Origin of the sequence: Marivirga sp. (assembly GCF_035704835.1) — a bacterium.
In the GTDB taxonomy this organism is placed as follows: Bacteria; Bacteroidota; Bacteroidia; order Cytophagales; family Cyclobacteriaceae; genus Marivirga.
The window spans coordinates 1-16,668 of record NZ_DASSWQ010000050.1 but is presented as its reverse complement, the minus strand read 5'-3'; the positions used below and the strand labels follow the sequence as shown (position 1 = coordinate 16,668).

Here is a 16,668-nt window from a genome sequence, read left to right as displayed (position 1 = left end):
TGAGAAAACCTTTTAAGTTATTTTATTTAGCTATAAGATGTCAATAACCTACCCAAAATGGTTTAAAAAATTATTTAGATATCGTATTCTGAAATGAAAACATCATTTTTCTAATTTTGACAATTTCAGACATAATAGTACTAAAATCACTTTCTGAAATATACTTAAACTTATAACTCAATTCAACTTGAGTATCTAATTCAAATAAAGACCCTAAAGCGATTCCTATAAATTGTTTAAATTCTGCTTTCCCATTTCTACCTGCACCTTCAGCAATGTTAGATGGAATTGATACTGCACATCTCCTCATTTGAGATTTCAGGCCAAATTTTTCTTCATCAGGAAAAGCTTGAGTAATGGAATAAATAGTTGAAGTCAGGTCCATTGAAAATTGCCAAATATTTAAATCTTTATATTTATGCATAAAATCAGTTGATTCTACAATTTATCTCACTACCCATTACTCACTACTCACTACTCCTTATATTCCAAGCAACAATCTAGTCGGGTCTTCCAATAATTCTTTCACTCTAACCAAAAAGCTTACTGATTCTTTTCCGTCAATAATTCTGTGGTCATAGCTAAGGGCTACATACATTATTGGTTTAATTTTTACCTCACCATTTACTGCCATTGGACGCTCCACTATATTGTGCATTCCTAAAATTGCCGATTGTGGTGCATTGATGATAGGAGTTGATAGCATGGAACCGAATATACCACCATTAGTGATAGTGAAAGTTCCTCCAGTCATCTCGTCTATGCTCAACTTACCGTCTCTGGCTTTTTTAGCTAATCTGATTACTTCTGATTCTACTTCATTGAATGATAGTTTTTCAGCATTCCTGATTACCGGAACCACCAAACCTTTTGGAGATGAAACAGCAATTGACATATCGACATAGTCGCTATAAACCATCTCATTTCCATCTATCTGGGCATTTACCGCTGGAAATTCTTTCAATGCTAAAGTACAAGCTTTTGTAAAGAATGACATAAAGCCTAATCCAACTTCATACTTTTCTTTAAACTGCTCTTTGTATTTTTTACGGATCTCCATGATTGGGCCCATGTCCACTTCATTAAAAGTGGTCAACATAGCCGTTTCATTTTTGACACTCACCAATCTTCTGGCAACAGTTTTTCGCAAGCTTGACATTTTCTCTTTTCGCTGCTCTCTGTTACCACTCGGTGCTGGAATCTGACTAGTTTCTATACCAGAATCTGACGGCTTACTTTTTTGGTCAGCAGATTTAGAAGACTGCTTTTCTGCATTTTCCGCATCCTCTTTAGTGATTCTACCATCTTTTCCGCTTCCTTTTACATTTGAAGCATCAATTCCTTTTTCTTTAAGGATTTTGGCAGCTGCAGGAGAAGCATGACCAGTGGCATAAGTTTCTTTTCCTTGCTCTATTGAATCATCGCTTGAATCACTTTCAGAAGAACTTTTTTCTGATGATGATTTGCTAGGGGCACCACCTTCTGAAACTTCAATTTTGCATATAGTCGCTCCAATTTCTATGGTATCGCCTTCTTGCGCAACAATTTGAAGGAAACCGTTAGCTTCAGCAGGTAACTCAAATGTTGCTTTATCTGACTCCACTTCTGCGATTATTTCATCCATTTCTACATAATCGCCCTCTGATTTCAACCAGGAGCTGATAGTTACTTCTGTGATAGATTCCCCTACTGTCGGAACTACCATTTCATGAACCTCACCAGTCTTTTTAGGACCGCCTTTGGAAGAAGAACTCTCTTTCTTTTCCTCCTTTGATTCAGATTTCTCTTCTTTTTTATCTTCCTTCTTCTCTTCGGATTTACCTTCTTTGGCATCCTCATCTATCTCACAAATGACTGCACCTACTTCAACGGTCTCGTCTTCTTGAGCTATTATTTTTAATACGCCAGAAGTTTCTGCCGGCAATTCAAACGTTGCCTTATCTGATTCTAGTTCTGCGATGATTTCATCTTGCTCAACAAAATCGCCATCTTTTTTTAACCATGAGGCAATGGTCACTTCTGTGATTGATTCGCCTACTTCCGGTACTTTTATTTCTAAACTCATGTTTCTCTGAATTCTATCTTAAAAAATTTTATTTCTTTGTGTCAAAAGCTTTTTCAACTAAAGCTTCTTGTTCTGCTTTATGTACTTTGGAGTAACCTGTTGCTGGGGATGCGCTTGATTTTCTTGAAATCAATTGCAAGCCTGCTTTATTGGCTATGGTTCTTAGCATATACGTCCAATATCCCATATTCGATGGCTCTTCTTGTACCCAGAAAATTTCAGGGTCATTGAATTTTTTCAAGGCTTTATCGATTTGGTTCATTGGGAATGGATGCAATTGTTCTATTCTAATAATCGCTACATCCTTTCTTTTGTCGTTCTGCTGCTTTTCAAGTAAATCATAATAAACTTTACCAGTACACAACAACACTCTTTTTACATTTTTATTGGTTACGAAATCATCTTCATATATTTCTCTAAATTTGCCTTCAGTAAATTCTTTTATTGGAGAAATTACTTTAGGATGACGTAACAAAGATTTAGGTGCAAATTGAATCAATGGCTTTCTGAATTCCCATTTCACCTGTCTTCTAAACATATGAAAAAGGTTAGCAGGAGTAGTAATATTAGTAACAATCAGGTTTTCTTCTGCTGCTAATTGTAAGAATCTTTCTGGTCTGGCATTTGAATGCTCAGGCCCCTGACCTTCATATCCATGAGGAAGTAACATTACCAGTCCATTCATTCTTTGCCACTTACTTTCGGCTGATGTGATGAACTGGTCAATCATAACCTGCGCTCCATTAGCGAAATCACCAAATTGTGCTTCCCAGACTACTAAAGCGCTTGGGGTTGCCATTGCATATCCATATTCAAAACCTAAAACACCAAATTCAGACAATAAAGAATTGAATATTTTGAATTTCTGATTTTGGTTTTCATCAATATGGTCAAGATTGCAATAGGGCTCGTTGGTTTCAGCATCAAATAAATAGGAATGTCTGTGTGAGAAAGTACCTCTTTTTACATCCTGGCCAGACATTCTAACAATATTTCCATCTGCTAGTAAAGAACCATAAGATAATAACTCAGCATCCGCCCAATTGAGCATTTTCTCATCGAAGAAATTTTTCTTACGATCTTTCAGGAGTTTGTCGATTTGTTTTAATGGTTTGAACCCCTTTGGTATAGTGGTTAAGGCTTTTCCAATTTTATTTACATAATCTTGAGAAATCGAAGTATCAGGAGATTCCAAAAAGTCTTCAGATTTTGCTCTTCTAAGCTGTTCCCATTCTTCCTCTATTTTCTGAGGCTTATATGGAAGCGGTTTTTGCTTTACTTCATTTAATCTATCTTGAAGCTGTTTTTTAAAATCTTTCTCTAGTTTTTTAACGGAATTATTATCCAAATCACCTCTTTCAGTTAACTTCTTAACGTAAACTTCTCTCGGATTCGGATGCTTTGCAATTTTATTGTAAAGCTTAGGTTGTGTGAATTTTGGTTCATCACTCTCATTATGACCATGTCTTCGATAGCATAGTAAATCAATGAAGATGTCTTTATGAAATTTATTTCTGTATTCTACCGCTAAATTTGCAGCAAAATTCACTGCCTCTGCATCATCTCCATTAACATGCAGAACGGGTGCATCAATCATTTTTGCAATATCTGTACAATAAATGGATGAGCGAGCATCATCATAATCAGTAGTAAAACCAACCTGATTATTGATGACCAAATGAATTGTACCGCCTGTGGAATAACCCTCTAGTAATGACATTTGAGTGGTTTCATATACAATTCCTTGCCCTGCAACGGCTGCATCTCCATGAATAAGGATTGGCAAAGCGGCATTTACATCTTCATTGTATTCATCATCAATTTGTGCTCTCGTATATCCTAAAACAACTGAATTTACTGCTTCTAAGTGCGATGGATTAGGGGTTAGTTTTACATAAGATTTTTTACCATTTGATGTTTCCAAATAGCTAGAATACCCCATGTGATATTTTACATCACCATCTCCCATGGTTAAATCTGGGTCAGTGCTGCCTTCAAACTCAGCAAATATTTGTTCATAGGTTTTATTCATGATATTAGCCAAAACATTTAGCCTACCACGATGGGCCATTCCTATTACCACTTCTTTTGTGCCTAATTCTGAAGAACGGTTGATGACTTTATCTAAAAATGGAATAGTATTCTCTCCGCCTTCAAGTGAAAATCTTTTTTGTCCTAAAAACTTAGTGTGGAGGAAGTTTTCAAAAACAACGGCTTCATTTAATTTAGATAAAACTCTTTTTTTCTCATCTAATTTTGGCTGATAGTCACCTTTTGAACTTTCTGCTTTATGTATGAACCAGTCCACAATTTTTGGATCTCGAATATGCATATATTCAAATCCAATAGATCCGATGTAAATATGATCTAATGTCTCAATTATACTTTTTAGGCTCGTTTTTCCTAATCCAATTTCTTGGCCAATAGAAAACTCTTCTTTTAAATCATCTTGTTTTAGTCCGAATTCTTCTAAGCTTATTCTTGCATCATGAGGCCTTCTTTCTCTTACTGGGTTAGTTTTAGATTTAAGGTGCCCTCTCATTCTGTAAGCCTGTATCAAGTTCCTTACTTGAGTTTCTTTTGAGGATACTCTGGTTTCAGTCGCTTGTCCATTCCCACCAAAATCTTTTTGAGAAAATTCAAAACCTTCAAAGAATTTCTGCCAAGAATCATCTACTGATTGAGGGTCGTTTTTATAGGATTGGTAAAGTTCTTCAATGTAATTACCATGGGCATTGGCAATATATGTGTATTTATCCATTATGGAATTGTTTTATTTTTCGATAAGCAAATATAAACACTTCTAAAATACTATTAAAATTGCTTATGCGATTATACGATTTATAAAGATTGTCAAGCGTTTAAGATCGTTAAACGCACCAGCTATAATTTTGTTAGTGAATTTGATCATTGTATTTGTAATCTCAATTTTTAAAAGTATTCTAAAGTTATCTCCAATAGAAATAGCCTGTTAAAATAATAGCGAATGCTTATTGCAATACCCTTGCATCGAATAATTGCCTACCTTTGCTCCCAGTGAAAGTTATGTGCTACATATTAAGTTTTTACATGATCGCGTTGTGCGGGATTCCTTGCTCTGATGCTAAATCAATATCAAACGGGCATGAAGTAACATCTTTAGATGATGTGGAAAATGATAATCAAAGTCATGACCATAATCAGGAGGAGGATGCTTGTTCACCACTTTGTGTATGTCATTGCTGCCATTTGCATTTCTTCCCCATAAATGAAATTCCATTTTCACATCCTGATATGATTTCAGGTTCATATTCTCTTTATTACCAAGATTTCAGAAATATTGAAATCTTCGATTTTCTAAAACCTCCTCGTCTATAAAGCTTTATTCAACAGGATAGTTATGTCCTTTTGTTAAGGATTTTTCATCTAGAAATCTTTAAGGTCTTCCATTATGCTGATTGAATAAGCAATTCCAAGAATCCTTATTGTCTGAAAGATTTTTTAATGCCTTGCAGGCTAAGGGTAATCTAAACAATTTATAAAAAATTGACAGAAAGAAACGCCTAGTTAAATTTTATACTGGGACTGGTGATTTCTATTGAGTTGGACGTTGAGATGTCCATCAAAAATAGATTGCGACCATTTTTTCTTTCTAAAAAACAAATTAAAAGTCTTATGATTAATAAAATCATTTCTTTTTCTATAAAGAATAAATTTATTGTGGGTTTGCTGACATTGGCACTGATTGGAGTTGGCACATACTCCATGTACACGGTCAATCTTGGGTCTGTTCCTGATATTACGAATAATCAGGTGCAAGTGATGACCGTTTCGCCCAATCTAGCCACAGAAGATATTGAACAGTTCGTGACCTACCCTGTGGAATTAGCTATGGGTAATCTGCCAGGTGTAAATGAAATTAGGTCGGTATCACGGTTTGGTCTCTCGGTAGTAACCATCGTTTTTGAAGATGAGATGGGTACTTATTTGCCCAGGCAATTAGTACAGGAAAAGCTCAACGACTTGCAAGAAACCATTCCTGATAAATTTGGTAGCCCAAGCATGGGTCCCATAACAACGGGCTTAGGTCAAATTTATGAATATACCATTCAGCCAGAGGAGGGCTATGACTCGGTATATTCCCCAATGGAGCTTCGAAGTATTCAAGATTGGATAGTGAAAAGACAATTAACCTTACTTAAGGGAGTAGTAGAAATCAACTCTTTTGGTGGGTATATCAAACAATATGAAGTGGCTATTAATCCTGAAAAGCTTAATTCCATGAACGTCAGTATTTCTCAAGTTTATGAGGCATTGGCTAGAAATAATATCAACACTGGAGGTGCCTATATTGAGAAAAACCACATGGCTAATTTCATCCGAGGGGAAGGTTTAATTCGGTCATTAGATGACATTCGTAAGATATCGGTGAAGACTGAAAACGGTATTCCAATCACTATTGGTGATGTAGCGGAAAAAGTGCATTTCGGAAACCAAGTGCGCTATGGTGCTTTCACGCAGGATGGAAAAGAAGCAGTTGGTGGAATTATCATGATGCTCAAAGGAGCTAACCCAAATAAGGTAATTCAGGATGTGAAAGACCGTATGGCAGAAGTAGAGAAATCGCTTCCTGAAGGTTTAACCATTAATACGATTATTGACAGAAGTGATTTGATTTCAAGAACCACTGATACGGTTAAAACAAACTTAATAGAAGGAGCTTTAATCGTCATTTTTGCCTTGGTATTGCTTTTAGGTAGTTTACGAGGTGGAATAATCACCGCCACTACTATTCCGCTTTCGCTTCTATTTGCTTTTATTCTGATGAAGCAATTTGGTGTTTGGGCCAATCTTATGAGTTTGGGAGCCATTGACTTTGGAATTATCATTGATGGAGCGGTCATCATTATTGAAGGAACTGTTTATGAAGTACAAAAGCGGATTAGGTCTGGCAACCTAAAATTCAATCAGGGGGTGATGGATGATTTGGCTTATGATGCAGGTAGCACCATGATGGGTTCCGCATTTTTTGGTCAAATCATCATTCTAATTGTATTTGCTCCCATTTTATTTCTCACAGGAGTAGAAGGTAAAATGTTCCAGCCAATGGCTTATACCTTTGGCTTTGCCATGATGGGTGCTATTCTACTATGCTTGACTTATGTACCTATGATGTCGGCATTATTAATGAAACCCATTCAGAATAAAAAGAATTGGTTTGGCAGATTTGAGCGAAGCTTAGAAAAGGTGAGCGATAAAATCATAAGTGCCATTCATAATGCTTACCTCCCTTTATTGAATGGAGCTTTACGCTTCAAAATGCTGGTTATCATCTTAGCCATTGCTTTACTGGGGGTGGCAGGTTATACATTTTCCAAAATGGGAGGTGAGTTTGTACCTCAGTTGGATGAAGGGGATATTGCCATGCAGGCATTAGTTCGCCCCGGGAGTTCGCTTAGCGAATCGAAGAAGGTTTCAATTAAAATAGAGGAACTCTTGCTCGAAAATTTCCCTGAGATTAAAACCGTTACTGCTCGAATTGGAGTGGCAGATATACCTACAGACCCCATGCCAATGGACATAGCTGATATGTATTTAATATTGGAAAAAGATAAGGATAAATGGGTTTCAGCTGAGACTAAAGATGATTTGATAATGCAAATCAAGGAAAAACTTGAAACTCATCTTACCGGTGTGAATTTTGTTTTCACACAGCCAGTGGAACTTCGCTTCAATGAGTTGCTTGAAGGTGTACGGGAGGATATAGCCGTTAAGCTTTATGGTGAAGATTTAGATATTCTTGCAAAGAAAGTGCAGGAAATGGCTGAAATTATTGAAACTGTGCCAGGTGCAGGAGATGTTAATCCTGAGCGGACATCAGGCCTACCTCAAATGACGGTGCGTTATAATCGAGATAAGATTGCGCAATATGGATTGGATATTCAAAAGCTGAATGAATATGTAAGCTCAGCCTTTGCTGGAGGAGTAGCGGGAGTGATTTTTGAAGGAGAAAAGCGATTCGATTTAGTCATTCGATTTGATGAAGCGCACAGGCAAAGTATAGAGGATTTGCAGACCCTGTATATAGATTTGCCAGACGGTACGCAGGTCCCGATTAAAGAGGTAGCAGACATTAGTTATGTGCCAGGCCCCATGCAGATTTCTCGTGATAATACTTATAGGAGAACTTATGTGGGCGTTAATACAAGAGGTAGAGATGTTGAATCAGTAGTGAAAGACATTCAAGCTAAACTGGATGCTGAGCTTGACTTACCGCCCGGTTATTATATTAGCTATGGTGGTGAATTTGAAAATCTGGAGCGGGCAAAAAGTCGATTGACGATTGTTGTCCCAATAGCGCTTTTCTTAATATTTGTGCTGTTATACTTTGCCTTAAAATCCTTCTCGCAATCCGTTATGATTTATATCGCAATTCCACTAGCTGCTATAGGCGGTATTTTTGCGCTTTGGCTGCGAGATATGCCCTTTAGTATTTCAGCGGGTGTGGGCTTTATCGTCTTGTTTGGGGTAGCCGTTTTGAATGGATTGGTTTTAATCAATCGGTTCAATTCGTTGAAAGAAGAAGGTGTTACAAGTATTAGAGAACGAATTTTAACAGGAACCAAAGAACGAATCAGACCTATTATGCTTACTGCAACAACCGATATTTTTGGATTTTTACCGATGGCATTTTCTGCCTCCGCAGGAGCTGAAGTACAGCGGCCATTGGCCACAGTAGTCATTGGAGGGATGCTTACTGCCACGATGCTTACGCTGGTAGTATTGCCAGTGCTTTACACTTTTGTTGAAGGAAGAATTGACAGGAGAAAAGGACTAAGATCACCAAGTGTCAATGTTATTATTATACTGATCATTTGTGGAGGATTATTTGGTTTGTCAAGCTCAGGCCATGCACAAGGTGTTCAGCAAGATTCGTTTACTGAAATCACTTTAGATGAGGCTAAGAAAAAGGCGGTCGAGAATTATCCTAAAATCAAATCGGCAAAACTGGAAATTGAAAAGCAACAAGTACTAAAGAAAACAGCTTGGGATTTGGGGAATACTCAGATTTTCACAGGAAGAGAAGAAGCGGGCAATGGTTCCAATGGAGTGTATACAAGCATTGGCTTTCAACAGCAAAATATTGATGTTTTTGGTGTCGCCTCTAAGCGAAACCTTCAAAAGGAACAGGTGGTATTAGCAGAAAAAGCACTTGGGCTATCCATTATTGAGCTGGAGCGCGAAGTAAGTACTGCCTGGGGAATGCTTTATGTAGCAAAAAATAAGTTTGAAGTTTACGATAAACTTGATTCTGTTTTTAGGGATATAGAAAGAGCGGCTAAAATCAGATTGGAAACAGAAGCTACTTCTAAGTTAGAATTTTTAGCAACAGCCAATCAAGCCAACAAAGTACATATTGAAAAACAGCAAGCCTACAGAGACTACCTAAGTGCCCTACAACGACTGAATCTGTGGTTTGCTAATGACAGCTTATTCACCGTAGCAGATATTCCATCAGAACAATTAGAAGATCCCCTAAATTTTGTGGCAGATTCTCTAAGAAGTCATCCATTATTGGATATTTCGGCACAAGAAGTTGAAGTGGCAGATGCCATCATAAGGGAGAGGCGGTCACAGTTTCTGCCGAAGTTGCAAGGGCAATATGGCAGACAGGAAATTGCAGGCCAGTCTGGGTTTTATACTTATCAGGTAGGTATTAAAATTCCTTTATTTTTTGCACCTGAACTAGGTAGGTCGCAGTCTGCTAAAATTCAAAAGGATATTGCAAAGCAAAATTATAAAGAGACTCAATTGAAATTGAACAATGAATACAATCGTGTTAGAGCGCAGTATCTGAAATGGTACGATTCCTGGAAATATTACCGTGAAGAGGCCTTGCCACTTGCTACCGAACAGCGGAAAGGTGCTATTGCAGCCTACAGAGAAGGAGCTATCAACTATGTTTCTTTTCTACAAAATGTAAAAGATGCTATTAGTGTAGAAGTGGATTCTTGGAATGCCTTTGGCCAATACTTAGAGAGTCGCTATCAATTAGAATATTATTTAAAAACATCAAAATAAGTCATAAAATCATCAGATTTATAAAACATAAAGCAATGAAAAATCAAATTATATATATTCTGGTATTCTTCTTTTTTGGAACAGTAATTACAGCTTGTGGCAGTAAATCAACTGGAATAGAAAATAATACGAAGGATAAATCAGCAGAAGAGGCTGGACATAAAGAAGCAGGAATGTCTGTTTTACATCTTTCCAATCTTAAGTTTGAAAGCCTAGGGATAAAGGTGGATTCCCTGCCTAGCCGCAACCTATCTGGAATTGTGGAGGCAAATGGACATTTAGAAGTTCCTCCACAGCATGAAGCTACCGTTACTGGCATATTAGGAGCCAATGTAACAAGTATAAAAGTGATTGAAGGAGATAAGGTTAAAAAAGGTGAAGTATTGGCTTTCTTGTCGCACCCTAATCTTGCCAATCTTCAAAGTAATTACATCCAAGCTTATAGTCAATTCCAGTATCTTGAAAAAGAGATGCAAAGACAAAAGCGATTGTATGAGGAAGAAGTAGGCTCAGGAAAGGATTATCAACAGACCATGGCTAATTATCAAGCTGTGAAGGGAGAAATGAAGGGCTATCAAGCTCAATTAAAGCAATTGAGTTTAAATATAGAAAGCATAAAGGAGGGTGAAATTTATCAGTATGTACCTGTTGTCAGTCCTATAAATGGGTACATAGAAAAAGTCAAAGTTCAGATCGGGCAATATGTTGAGCCTCAAACTGAAATGTTCATGATTGTGAATACAGAACATGTTCATGCGGATTTGATGGTGTTTGAAAAGGATGTTCATAAAGTGGAGGTAGGCCAACAAATGAAATTCTCGGTTGCTTCAGTGCCAGATGCAAATTTGACTGCTAAAATTTATTCTGTGGGTAAGAAATTTGAGCAGAACCCAAAAGCGGTACATGTTCATGCAGAAATTGAGCAGAAGGAAAACTTTTTAATCCCCGGTATGTATATTAATGCTAGAATTGAAACTAGTAATAAGCAAGCCATAGCATTACCAGAGGAAGCCATTATTGAAGAAGATGGAAAGCCTTATATTTTCCTTGCAGAAGAGCTTCAAAAAGACGGTGAAACGGAATGGACTTTTCAAGCTGTGGAAATACGAACTGGGTTGAAGGCAGATGGATGGGTTGAGATAAAACTTCTGGAGCCACTTCCAGCAGGGGCGCTAGTCGCATGGAGTGATGCTTACTATTTGATTTCAGAGATGAATAAAAGTAAGGCTTCTCATGGACATTAGATTGAATTTCAAAATTTTCAGAACATGCGGTTTTGTATCAGTTAATATTTAACAAAATATGAATAAGAGCACTTTTAAAATACATAAAATGGATTGCGCCTCTGAGGAACAGATGATTCGAATGAAACTAGAAAGTTTAGAAGAGGTTAAGCAGCTTGAATTTGATATTCCCCATCGACAATTGCAGGTATATCATAGTGCTGAAATTGATGGCATTCAAAACGCCCTAGCCGAACTTCAACTGAATGAAAAATTAGTAAACACCCAAGAAGCAGACTTGACAGGAATTGTTGATCATCGGCAGCAGAGAAAAGTACTTTGGTGGGTGTTAGGAATAAATTTAGTCTTTTTTGTAATTGAGATGACTACAGGCTGGATTTCAAGCTCTATGGGCTTAGTTGCTGATTCCTTGGACATGCTAGCAGACTCTATTGTTTATGGGCTTAGTTTATTGGCAGTTGGTGGTGCTGTTGCTAGGAAAAAGAAAGTGGCAAAAATAAGTGGCTATTTTCAAATGGGCTTGGCTCTTTTAGGTTTTTTGGAGGTATTGAGAAGATTTTTTACTGAAAGTGGAACACCTTTGTTTCACTGGATGATTATAATTTCAATCCTAGCCCTAGCAGGAAATTTAGTGACACTCTGGCTAATCAATAAAGCAAAAAGTAATGAGGCTCACATGCAAGCGAGTAGCATTTTCACCTCTAATGATATAATTGTGAATGGCGGTGTGATTTTGGCGGGTGTACTGGTGTATTTATTAGAGAGTAAATGGCCAGATTTAGTAATTGGTGGAATAGTTTTCACCTTTGTGATTCGAGGCGCAATAAGAATCTTAAATCTTTCAAAATAATTATGGGAAATAATAACGAACATTCACATGATCATTCTGAAGGCAATGTAAAAGTAGCCTTCTTCCTCAACCTTGCATTTACGATAATTGAAATTATTGGGGGGCTGTACACCAATAGTTTGGCTATTTTATCTGATGCCTTACATGATTTGGGAGATAGCCTGAGCTTGGGGCTATCCTGGTATTTTCAAAAATTATCTAAAAAAGGTCGAACAAAGACCTTTTCGTTTGGATATAAACGATTTTCCCTATTAGATGCTATAATAAATTCCATAGTATTAGTGGCAGGCTCTATATTTATCTTAACTAAGGCAATTCCCGGTCTTTTCAATCCTGAAGAAACCAATGTGGAAGGAATGCTGTACCTTTCTATACTGGGCATTATCGTGAATGGAGCAGCTGTTTTTAAACTGAGAAAGGGGGAATCTCTGAATGAAAAAGTAGTCTCATTGCACCTACTGGAGGATGTGTTAGGCTGGGTTGCCGTGTTTATAGGTAGTATTATCATGATGTATTTTGATGCTCCATTTATTGACCCATTACTTTCTGTATTAATATCCTTATTCGTGCTATACAATGTCTATAAAAATCTAAAAAAGAGTTTGCTCGTTGTAATGCAAGGAATTCCTTCTGATGTATCAATTGATAAAATACGGAAGAAATTGGAAGTGATTGATGAGATTAAAGAAGTGCACGATTGCCATGTGTGGTCTTTGGACGGAAATTATCATATTATGAGTATTCACATAAGATTGAAAAAAGATTTTAGATTATCGGAGCTTGCAGAGTTCAAGAAAAAAGCTCGCAATGAATTAAAGGATGAATCTATTAATCATATTACGATTGAAACTGAAAGCATGGATGAAAATTGTGAGTTAGATGATTGTTAAAGATCAAGAAATGAAAATAAGGGAACTGGAAAAGAATTTACAGGAAAAGAATATTAGACCAACCGCTATGCGTTTGTTGGTTTTGGAAGCCTTGCTAGGCCAGGAAGTGGCGATTAGTCTAACTGATTTGGAGAAGGAGGTTGAAAAGTCTGATAGAGTGACGTTATTTCGTACGCTTAAAACCTTTCAGGAAAATGGGCTAGTTCACAGCATAGATGATGGTACTGGGGCGCCAAAGTACGCACTTTGTGAAGAGGGGTGTGAGTGCAATATAGAAAGTGATTTACATGTACATTTTCATTGCCATGTTTGCAATGAAACCTTATGTTTGCCCAAATACAAAATCCCAGAGATAAAACTACCAAAAAACTTTATAAGTGAAGAAGCGAACCTTGTTGTTAAAGGAGTTTGTGAGAAATGTTCGGCCTGATAAATGCAATTGCTGTGCATTGAGTTAAGTAGTACCTTTACATAAGATATTTATGAATATGAAATTCAATACTACTATTCCCAAAGGTCTAAAAACGCATTACCAAGAGGAGCTAAATTTTTATAAAGAAAAATTAGTGAATGGAGATCTTCATGAAGCATGGCGTCACCTCGAACGAGCGCATATAATTGGTCAACCATTTCCTTATCAGCATTCGGAAGTCCATTGGCTGATGCTAAAATTTGGCATAAAGATCAAGAATACCAAAGAAGTTTTAGGTCAGATTCCTCGATTATTGGTGGGCGGTGTGAAATCATTTGTGGGGACAATTCCTGTGGGCAATACGGGAGGAGCTAATGTGCCTCCTTTGAAATCAATGGATATACCGGATGATCTCCAGATAATTATAAAAAACTGTTAAAGGGAATAATCTAAGATTATTTAGATTTTGAACGCAATATCTCTGATTTTAGCTTTTATTTAGAATATTAAATAAGGTGTGAAAGTATTTGTTTTTTTATAAACCCGTCATAAACAGAAAGTTTAGCTCAAAAAATGGGAAGCTGTTTATATTTATAATCTTTTTTCATTACCTTTGCAGACTAATTAAGAGAGGGACGTGATCCTTCGTAATTCGTAATTGCTAAAAACAAAATAAGAAATGGCAGTAAAAATCAGATTGGCCCGTAGAGGTCGAAAAAAACTGGCGATATACGATGTAGTCGTAGCAGACGCCCGTGCACCACGAGATGGTCGCTTTATTGAAAAAATTGGTACTTATAACCCCAATACGCCTGTTGCAGCAATTGAGCTGGACAATGATAAGGCATTTCAGTGGTTAATGAACGGTGCCCAGCCAACCGATACGGTTCGTGCTATGTTATCATACCGAGGCTTGCTTTATAAAAAGCACCTACAAATTGGTGTGATTAAGGGCGCTATGACCCAAGAAGAGGCAGATAAGAAATTGGAAGCTTGGATGAAAGACAAGGAAGCTACAATTGAAGGAAAAGAGAAGTCATTAGCAGATAAAGTTGCGGCTGAGAAGAAAGCAAGATTTGAAGCTGAAACTAAAGTGAACGAAGCAAGAGCTGAAGCGATTAAAAAGCGTCAGGAAGAAGCAGAAGCTGAGGCTAAAGCTGCAGAAGCACCTGCTCAGGAAGAATCATCTGAAGAGGCTCCAGCAGAAGAAGCATCTACCGAAGAAGCTCCAAAAGCTGAAGCAACTGAAGAAGAAAAGAAAGAAGATTAATATTCTTTAATCATGAAGCTGGACCAATGCTTTCAACTAGGTATGGTATTAAAGCCTCATGGTTTAAAAGGAGAATTATACATTTCTTTGGATACAGATTATCCAGAGGATTATCAAGAAATGGAATCAGTATTCCTGTTGCAAAACGGAAAACTGGTTCCATTTTTTATTGAGCACATTCAGCTTAAGAATAGAGAAGCTTTAGTAAAGTTTGAGGATGTGGAAGATAAAGAAGCGGCTTTAGCTTTGCGGGGCAGTACTTTGCATCTGCCTTTATCTGAACTTCCTGAATTAACGGGGAATCAGTTTTATTTTCACGAAATTAATAATTTTCGAATAGAAGATTCGGAGAAAGGTATGCTGGGCGTAGTGAAAGAAGTGTTTGAGGCTGGCCATCAGGATTTGATTGGAATGGAATACAAAGGCAAAGAGGTTCTAATTCCCATAAATGATGACGTGATTTTAAATGTGGATAGAGAAAATAGAATCCTCAAAGTAAGTCTCCCAGAAGGCTTACTGGAATTGTACATGGAAGAAGATGAGTCAAATGAGCAAGATGAGGATTGATATTATCACTTGTTTACCTAAGCTTTTAGAAGGGCCATTTTCTGATAGTATTTTAAAACGTGCTCAGGAAAAAGAATTAGTAGAAATTCATGTCCATGATTTGAGAGTCTATTCCAACAATAAGCAACGGAGTATAGATGATTATGCTTATGGGGGAGGGGCTGGAATGGTGTTGCAAATAGAACCTATTGCTGCGGCTATTGAAGATTTGAAAGCACGAAGAGTTTATGATGATGTGATTTATATGAGTCCTGATGGAACACAATTCACCCAAAATTTGGCAAACCAATTTGCGTTAAAAGCTAATCTATTAATTCTATGTGGGCATTATAAAGGAGTAGACGAAAGAGTTAGACAACATTATATCACTAAAGAAATTAGTATAGGCGATTATGTGATTTCAGGAGGAGAATTAGCAGCAGCGGTGGTGACGGATGCTATAGTGCGACTTCTGCCGGGTGTGTTGTCAGATGAAACCTCCGCCCTTACGGATTCTTTTCAGGATGGACTATTAGCCCCACCCGTTTATACTCGTCCAGCAGAATTTAATGGCTTGAAAGTGCCAGATGTGTTGTTATCAGGACATGCAGCTAATATTGAAAAGTGGCGATTTGAGCAATCCGTTAAAAGAACAGAGGAGAGAAGACCGGATTTATTGAAAAAAGAATAAAAAAATATAGTATATGGATGCAAAAATTAAAATTATCCTTATATTTGCACTCCGTTTTTCGGGCATCGTACCGAGACCATTATAGGAAAAAAGAAAGAGCCATGAGCGATTTGATCAAAGAAATTGAAAAAGAATATCTAGAGGCAGTAAGTAAACTTCCTGATTTTAAGGCAGGTGATACTGTGAATGTTCACGTAAGAATTAAAGAAGGAAATAAAGAACGTATTCAGCAGTATCAAGGTGCTGTAATCCAAAGAAAAGGTTCTGGTAACTCTGCTACTTTTACTGTAAGAAAAGTTTCAAGTGGAATTGCTGTTGAAAGAATATTTCCAATCATTTCCCCAGCTATCGATAAAATCGAAGTTGTGAGAAAAGGTTCTGTAAGAAGAGCTAAATTATACTACTTAAGAGGTAGAAAAGGAAAATCCGCAAGGATTAAAGAAAAAATCTAATAGCATAAGATTGTAAAATATTTAAGGCGATTATGGAAACATAATCGCCTTTTTTGTGTGTCAGGCATGGTCATCATGCTATAGGGTGCAAGTCCCGAACGAGAGTTACAGTACTTATCGTTAGCCAATAGCAAGGGTGTCGTGGGCGACTGCGAATCTGAAAGAAGCTGGCGGCAAATATTCGAGC

14 protein-coding genes are annotated in these 16,668 nt (G+C 37.2%); 11 read left to right on the top strand and 3 right to left on the bottom strand.

The features are described from left to right. Window positions 1-70 precede the first annotated feature (70 nt). Genes VFM92_RS08130 through VFM92_RS08120 form a run of 3 tightly spaced genes read right to left on the bottom strand, consistent with a single transcriptional unit; the run spans window position 71 to window position 4,826 of the window. Complete coding sequence (locus tag VFM92_RS08130; protein ID WP_325121708.1) at window positions 71-424, bottom strand: four helix bundle protein; 354 nt, start codon at window positions 422-424, stop codon at window positions 71-73. Between the two features lie 57 nt (window positions 425-481). Continuing rightward, a complete protein-coding gene (odhB, locus tag VFM92_RS08125) occupies window positions 482-2,065 on the bottom strand; it encodes a 2-oxoglutarate dehydrogenase complex dihydrolipoyllysine-residue succinyltransferase (protein WP_325121707.1) in 1,584 nt (527 codons plus the stop codon). A 28-nt stretch (window positions 2,066-2,093) separates the two neighbouring features. After that, window positions 2,094-4,826 carry a 2-oxoglutarate dehydrogenase E1 component gene (locus tag VFM92_RS08120; protein WP_325121706.1) on the bottom strand — a complete coding sequence of 911 codons (2,733 nt, stop codon included), beginning with the start codon at window positions 4,824-4,826 and terminating at the stop codon, window positions 2,094-2,096. A gap of 284 nt (window positions 4,827-5,110) precedes the next feature. Here VFM92_RS08120 and VFM92_RS08115 point away from each other — a divergent pair, with 284 nt between their 5' ends. From VFM92_RS08115 to rplS, 11 genes are all read left to right on the top strand, one after another. Then, window positions 5,111-5,422, top strand: coding sequence for a DUF6660 family protein (locus VFM92_RS08115; protein ID WP_325121705.1), 312 nt, complete (start codon window positions 5,111-5,113; stop codon window positions 5,420-5,422). A 297-nt stretch (window positions 5,423-5,719) separates the two neighbouring features. Beyond that, a complete protein-coding gene (locus VFM92_RS08110) occupies window positions 5,720-10,126 on the top strand; it encodes a CusA/CzcA family heavy metal efflux RND transporter (RefSeq protein WP_325121704.1) in 4,407 nt (1,468 codons plus the stop codon). A gap of 35 nt (window positions 10,127-10,161) precedes the next feature. Beyond that, window positions 10,162-11,370 (top strand): efflux RND transporter periplasmic adaptor subunit, encoded by a 1,209-nt coding sequence (locus tag VFM92_RS08105; RefSeq protein ID WP_325121703.1) that lies wholly within the window; start codon window positions 10,162-10,164, stop codon window positions 11,368-11,370. 58 nt (window positions 11,371-11,428) lie between these two features. Further along, window positions 11,429-12,220, top strand: coding sequence for a cation transporter (locus tag VFM92_RS08100; protein WP_325121702.1), 792 nt, complete (start codon window positions 11,429-11,431; stop codon window positions 12,218-12,220). Window positions 12,221-12,222: 2 nt separating this feature from the next. Further along, a complete protein-coding gene (locus VFM92_RS08095; protein WP_325121701.1) occupies window positions 12,223-13,110 on the top strand; it encodes a cation diffusion facilitator family transporter in 888 nt (295 codons plus the stop codon). After that, window positions 13,100-13,540, top strand: a complete 441-nt coding sequence (locus tag VFM92_RS08090; protein ID WP_325121700.1) for a Fur family transcriptional regulator — start codon at window positions 13,100-13,102, stop codon at window positions 13,538-13,540. Before VFM92_RS08095 ends, VFM92_RS08090 begins: the two co-directional genes overlap by 11 nt. A 58-nt stretch (window positions 13,541-13,598) precedes the next feature. After that, the gene (locus VFM92_RS08085) at window positions 13,599-13,961 is read left to right on the top strand and encodes a DUF3703 domain-containing protein (protein ID WP_325121756.1); all 363 of its coding nucleotides are present in this window, start codon (window positions 13,599-13,601) and stop codon (window positions 13,959-13,961) included. Window positions 13,962-14,201: 240 nt separating this feature from the next. Beyond that, on the top strand, window positions 14,202-14,792 hold the full coding sequence (locus VFM92_RS08080; RefSeq protein WP_325121699.1) for a 30S ribosomal protein S16: 591 nt from the start codon (window positions 14,202-14,204) through the stop codon (window positions 14,790-14,792). 12 nt (window positions 14,793-14,804) lie between these two features. Further along, window positions 14,805-15,359 (top strand): ribosome maturation factor RimM, encoded by a 555-nt coding sequence (gene rimM / locus VFM92_RS08075; protein ID WP_325121698.1) that lies wholly within the window; start codon window positions 14,805-14,807, stop codon window positions 15,357-15,359. Further along, window positions 15,349-16,029 (top strand): tRNA (guanosine(37)-N1)-methyltransferase TrmD, encoded by a 681-nt coding sequence (gene trmD, locus VFM92_RS08070; RefSeq protein ID WP_325121697.1) that lies wholly within the window; start codon window positions 15,349-15,351, stop codon window positions 16,027-16,029. Before rimM ends, trmD begins: the two co-directional genes overlap by 11 nt. Before the next feature lie 101 nt (window positions 16,030-16,130). Beyond that, a complete protein-coding gene (rplS, locus tag VFM92_RS08065) occupies window positions 16,131-16,481 on the top strand; it encodes a 50S ribosomal protein L19 (RefSeq protein WP_325121696.1) in 351 nt (116 codons plus the stop codon). Window positions 16,482-16,668 lie beyond the last annotated feature (187 nt).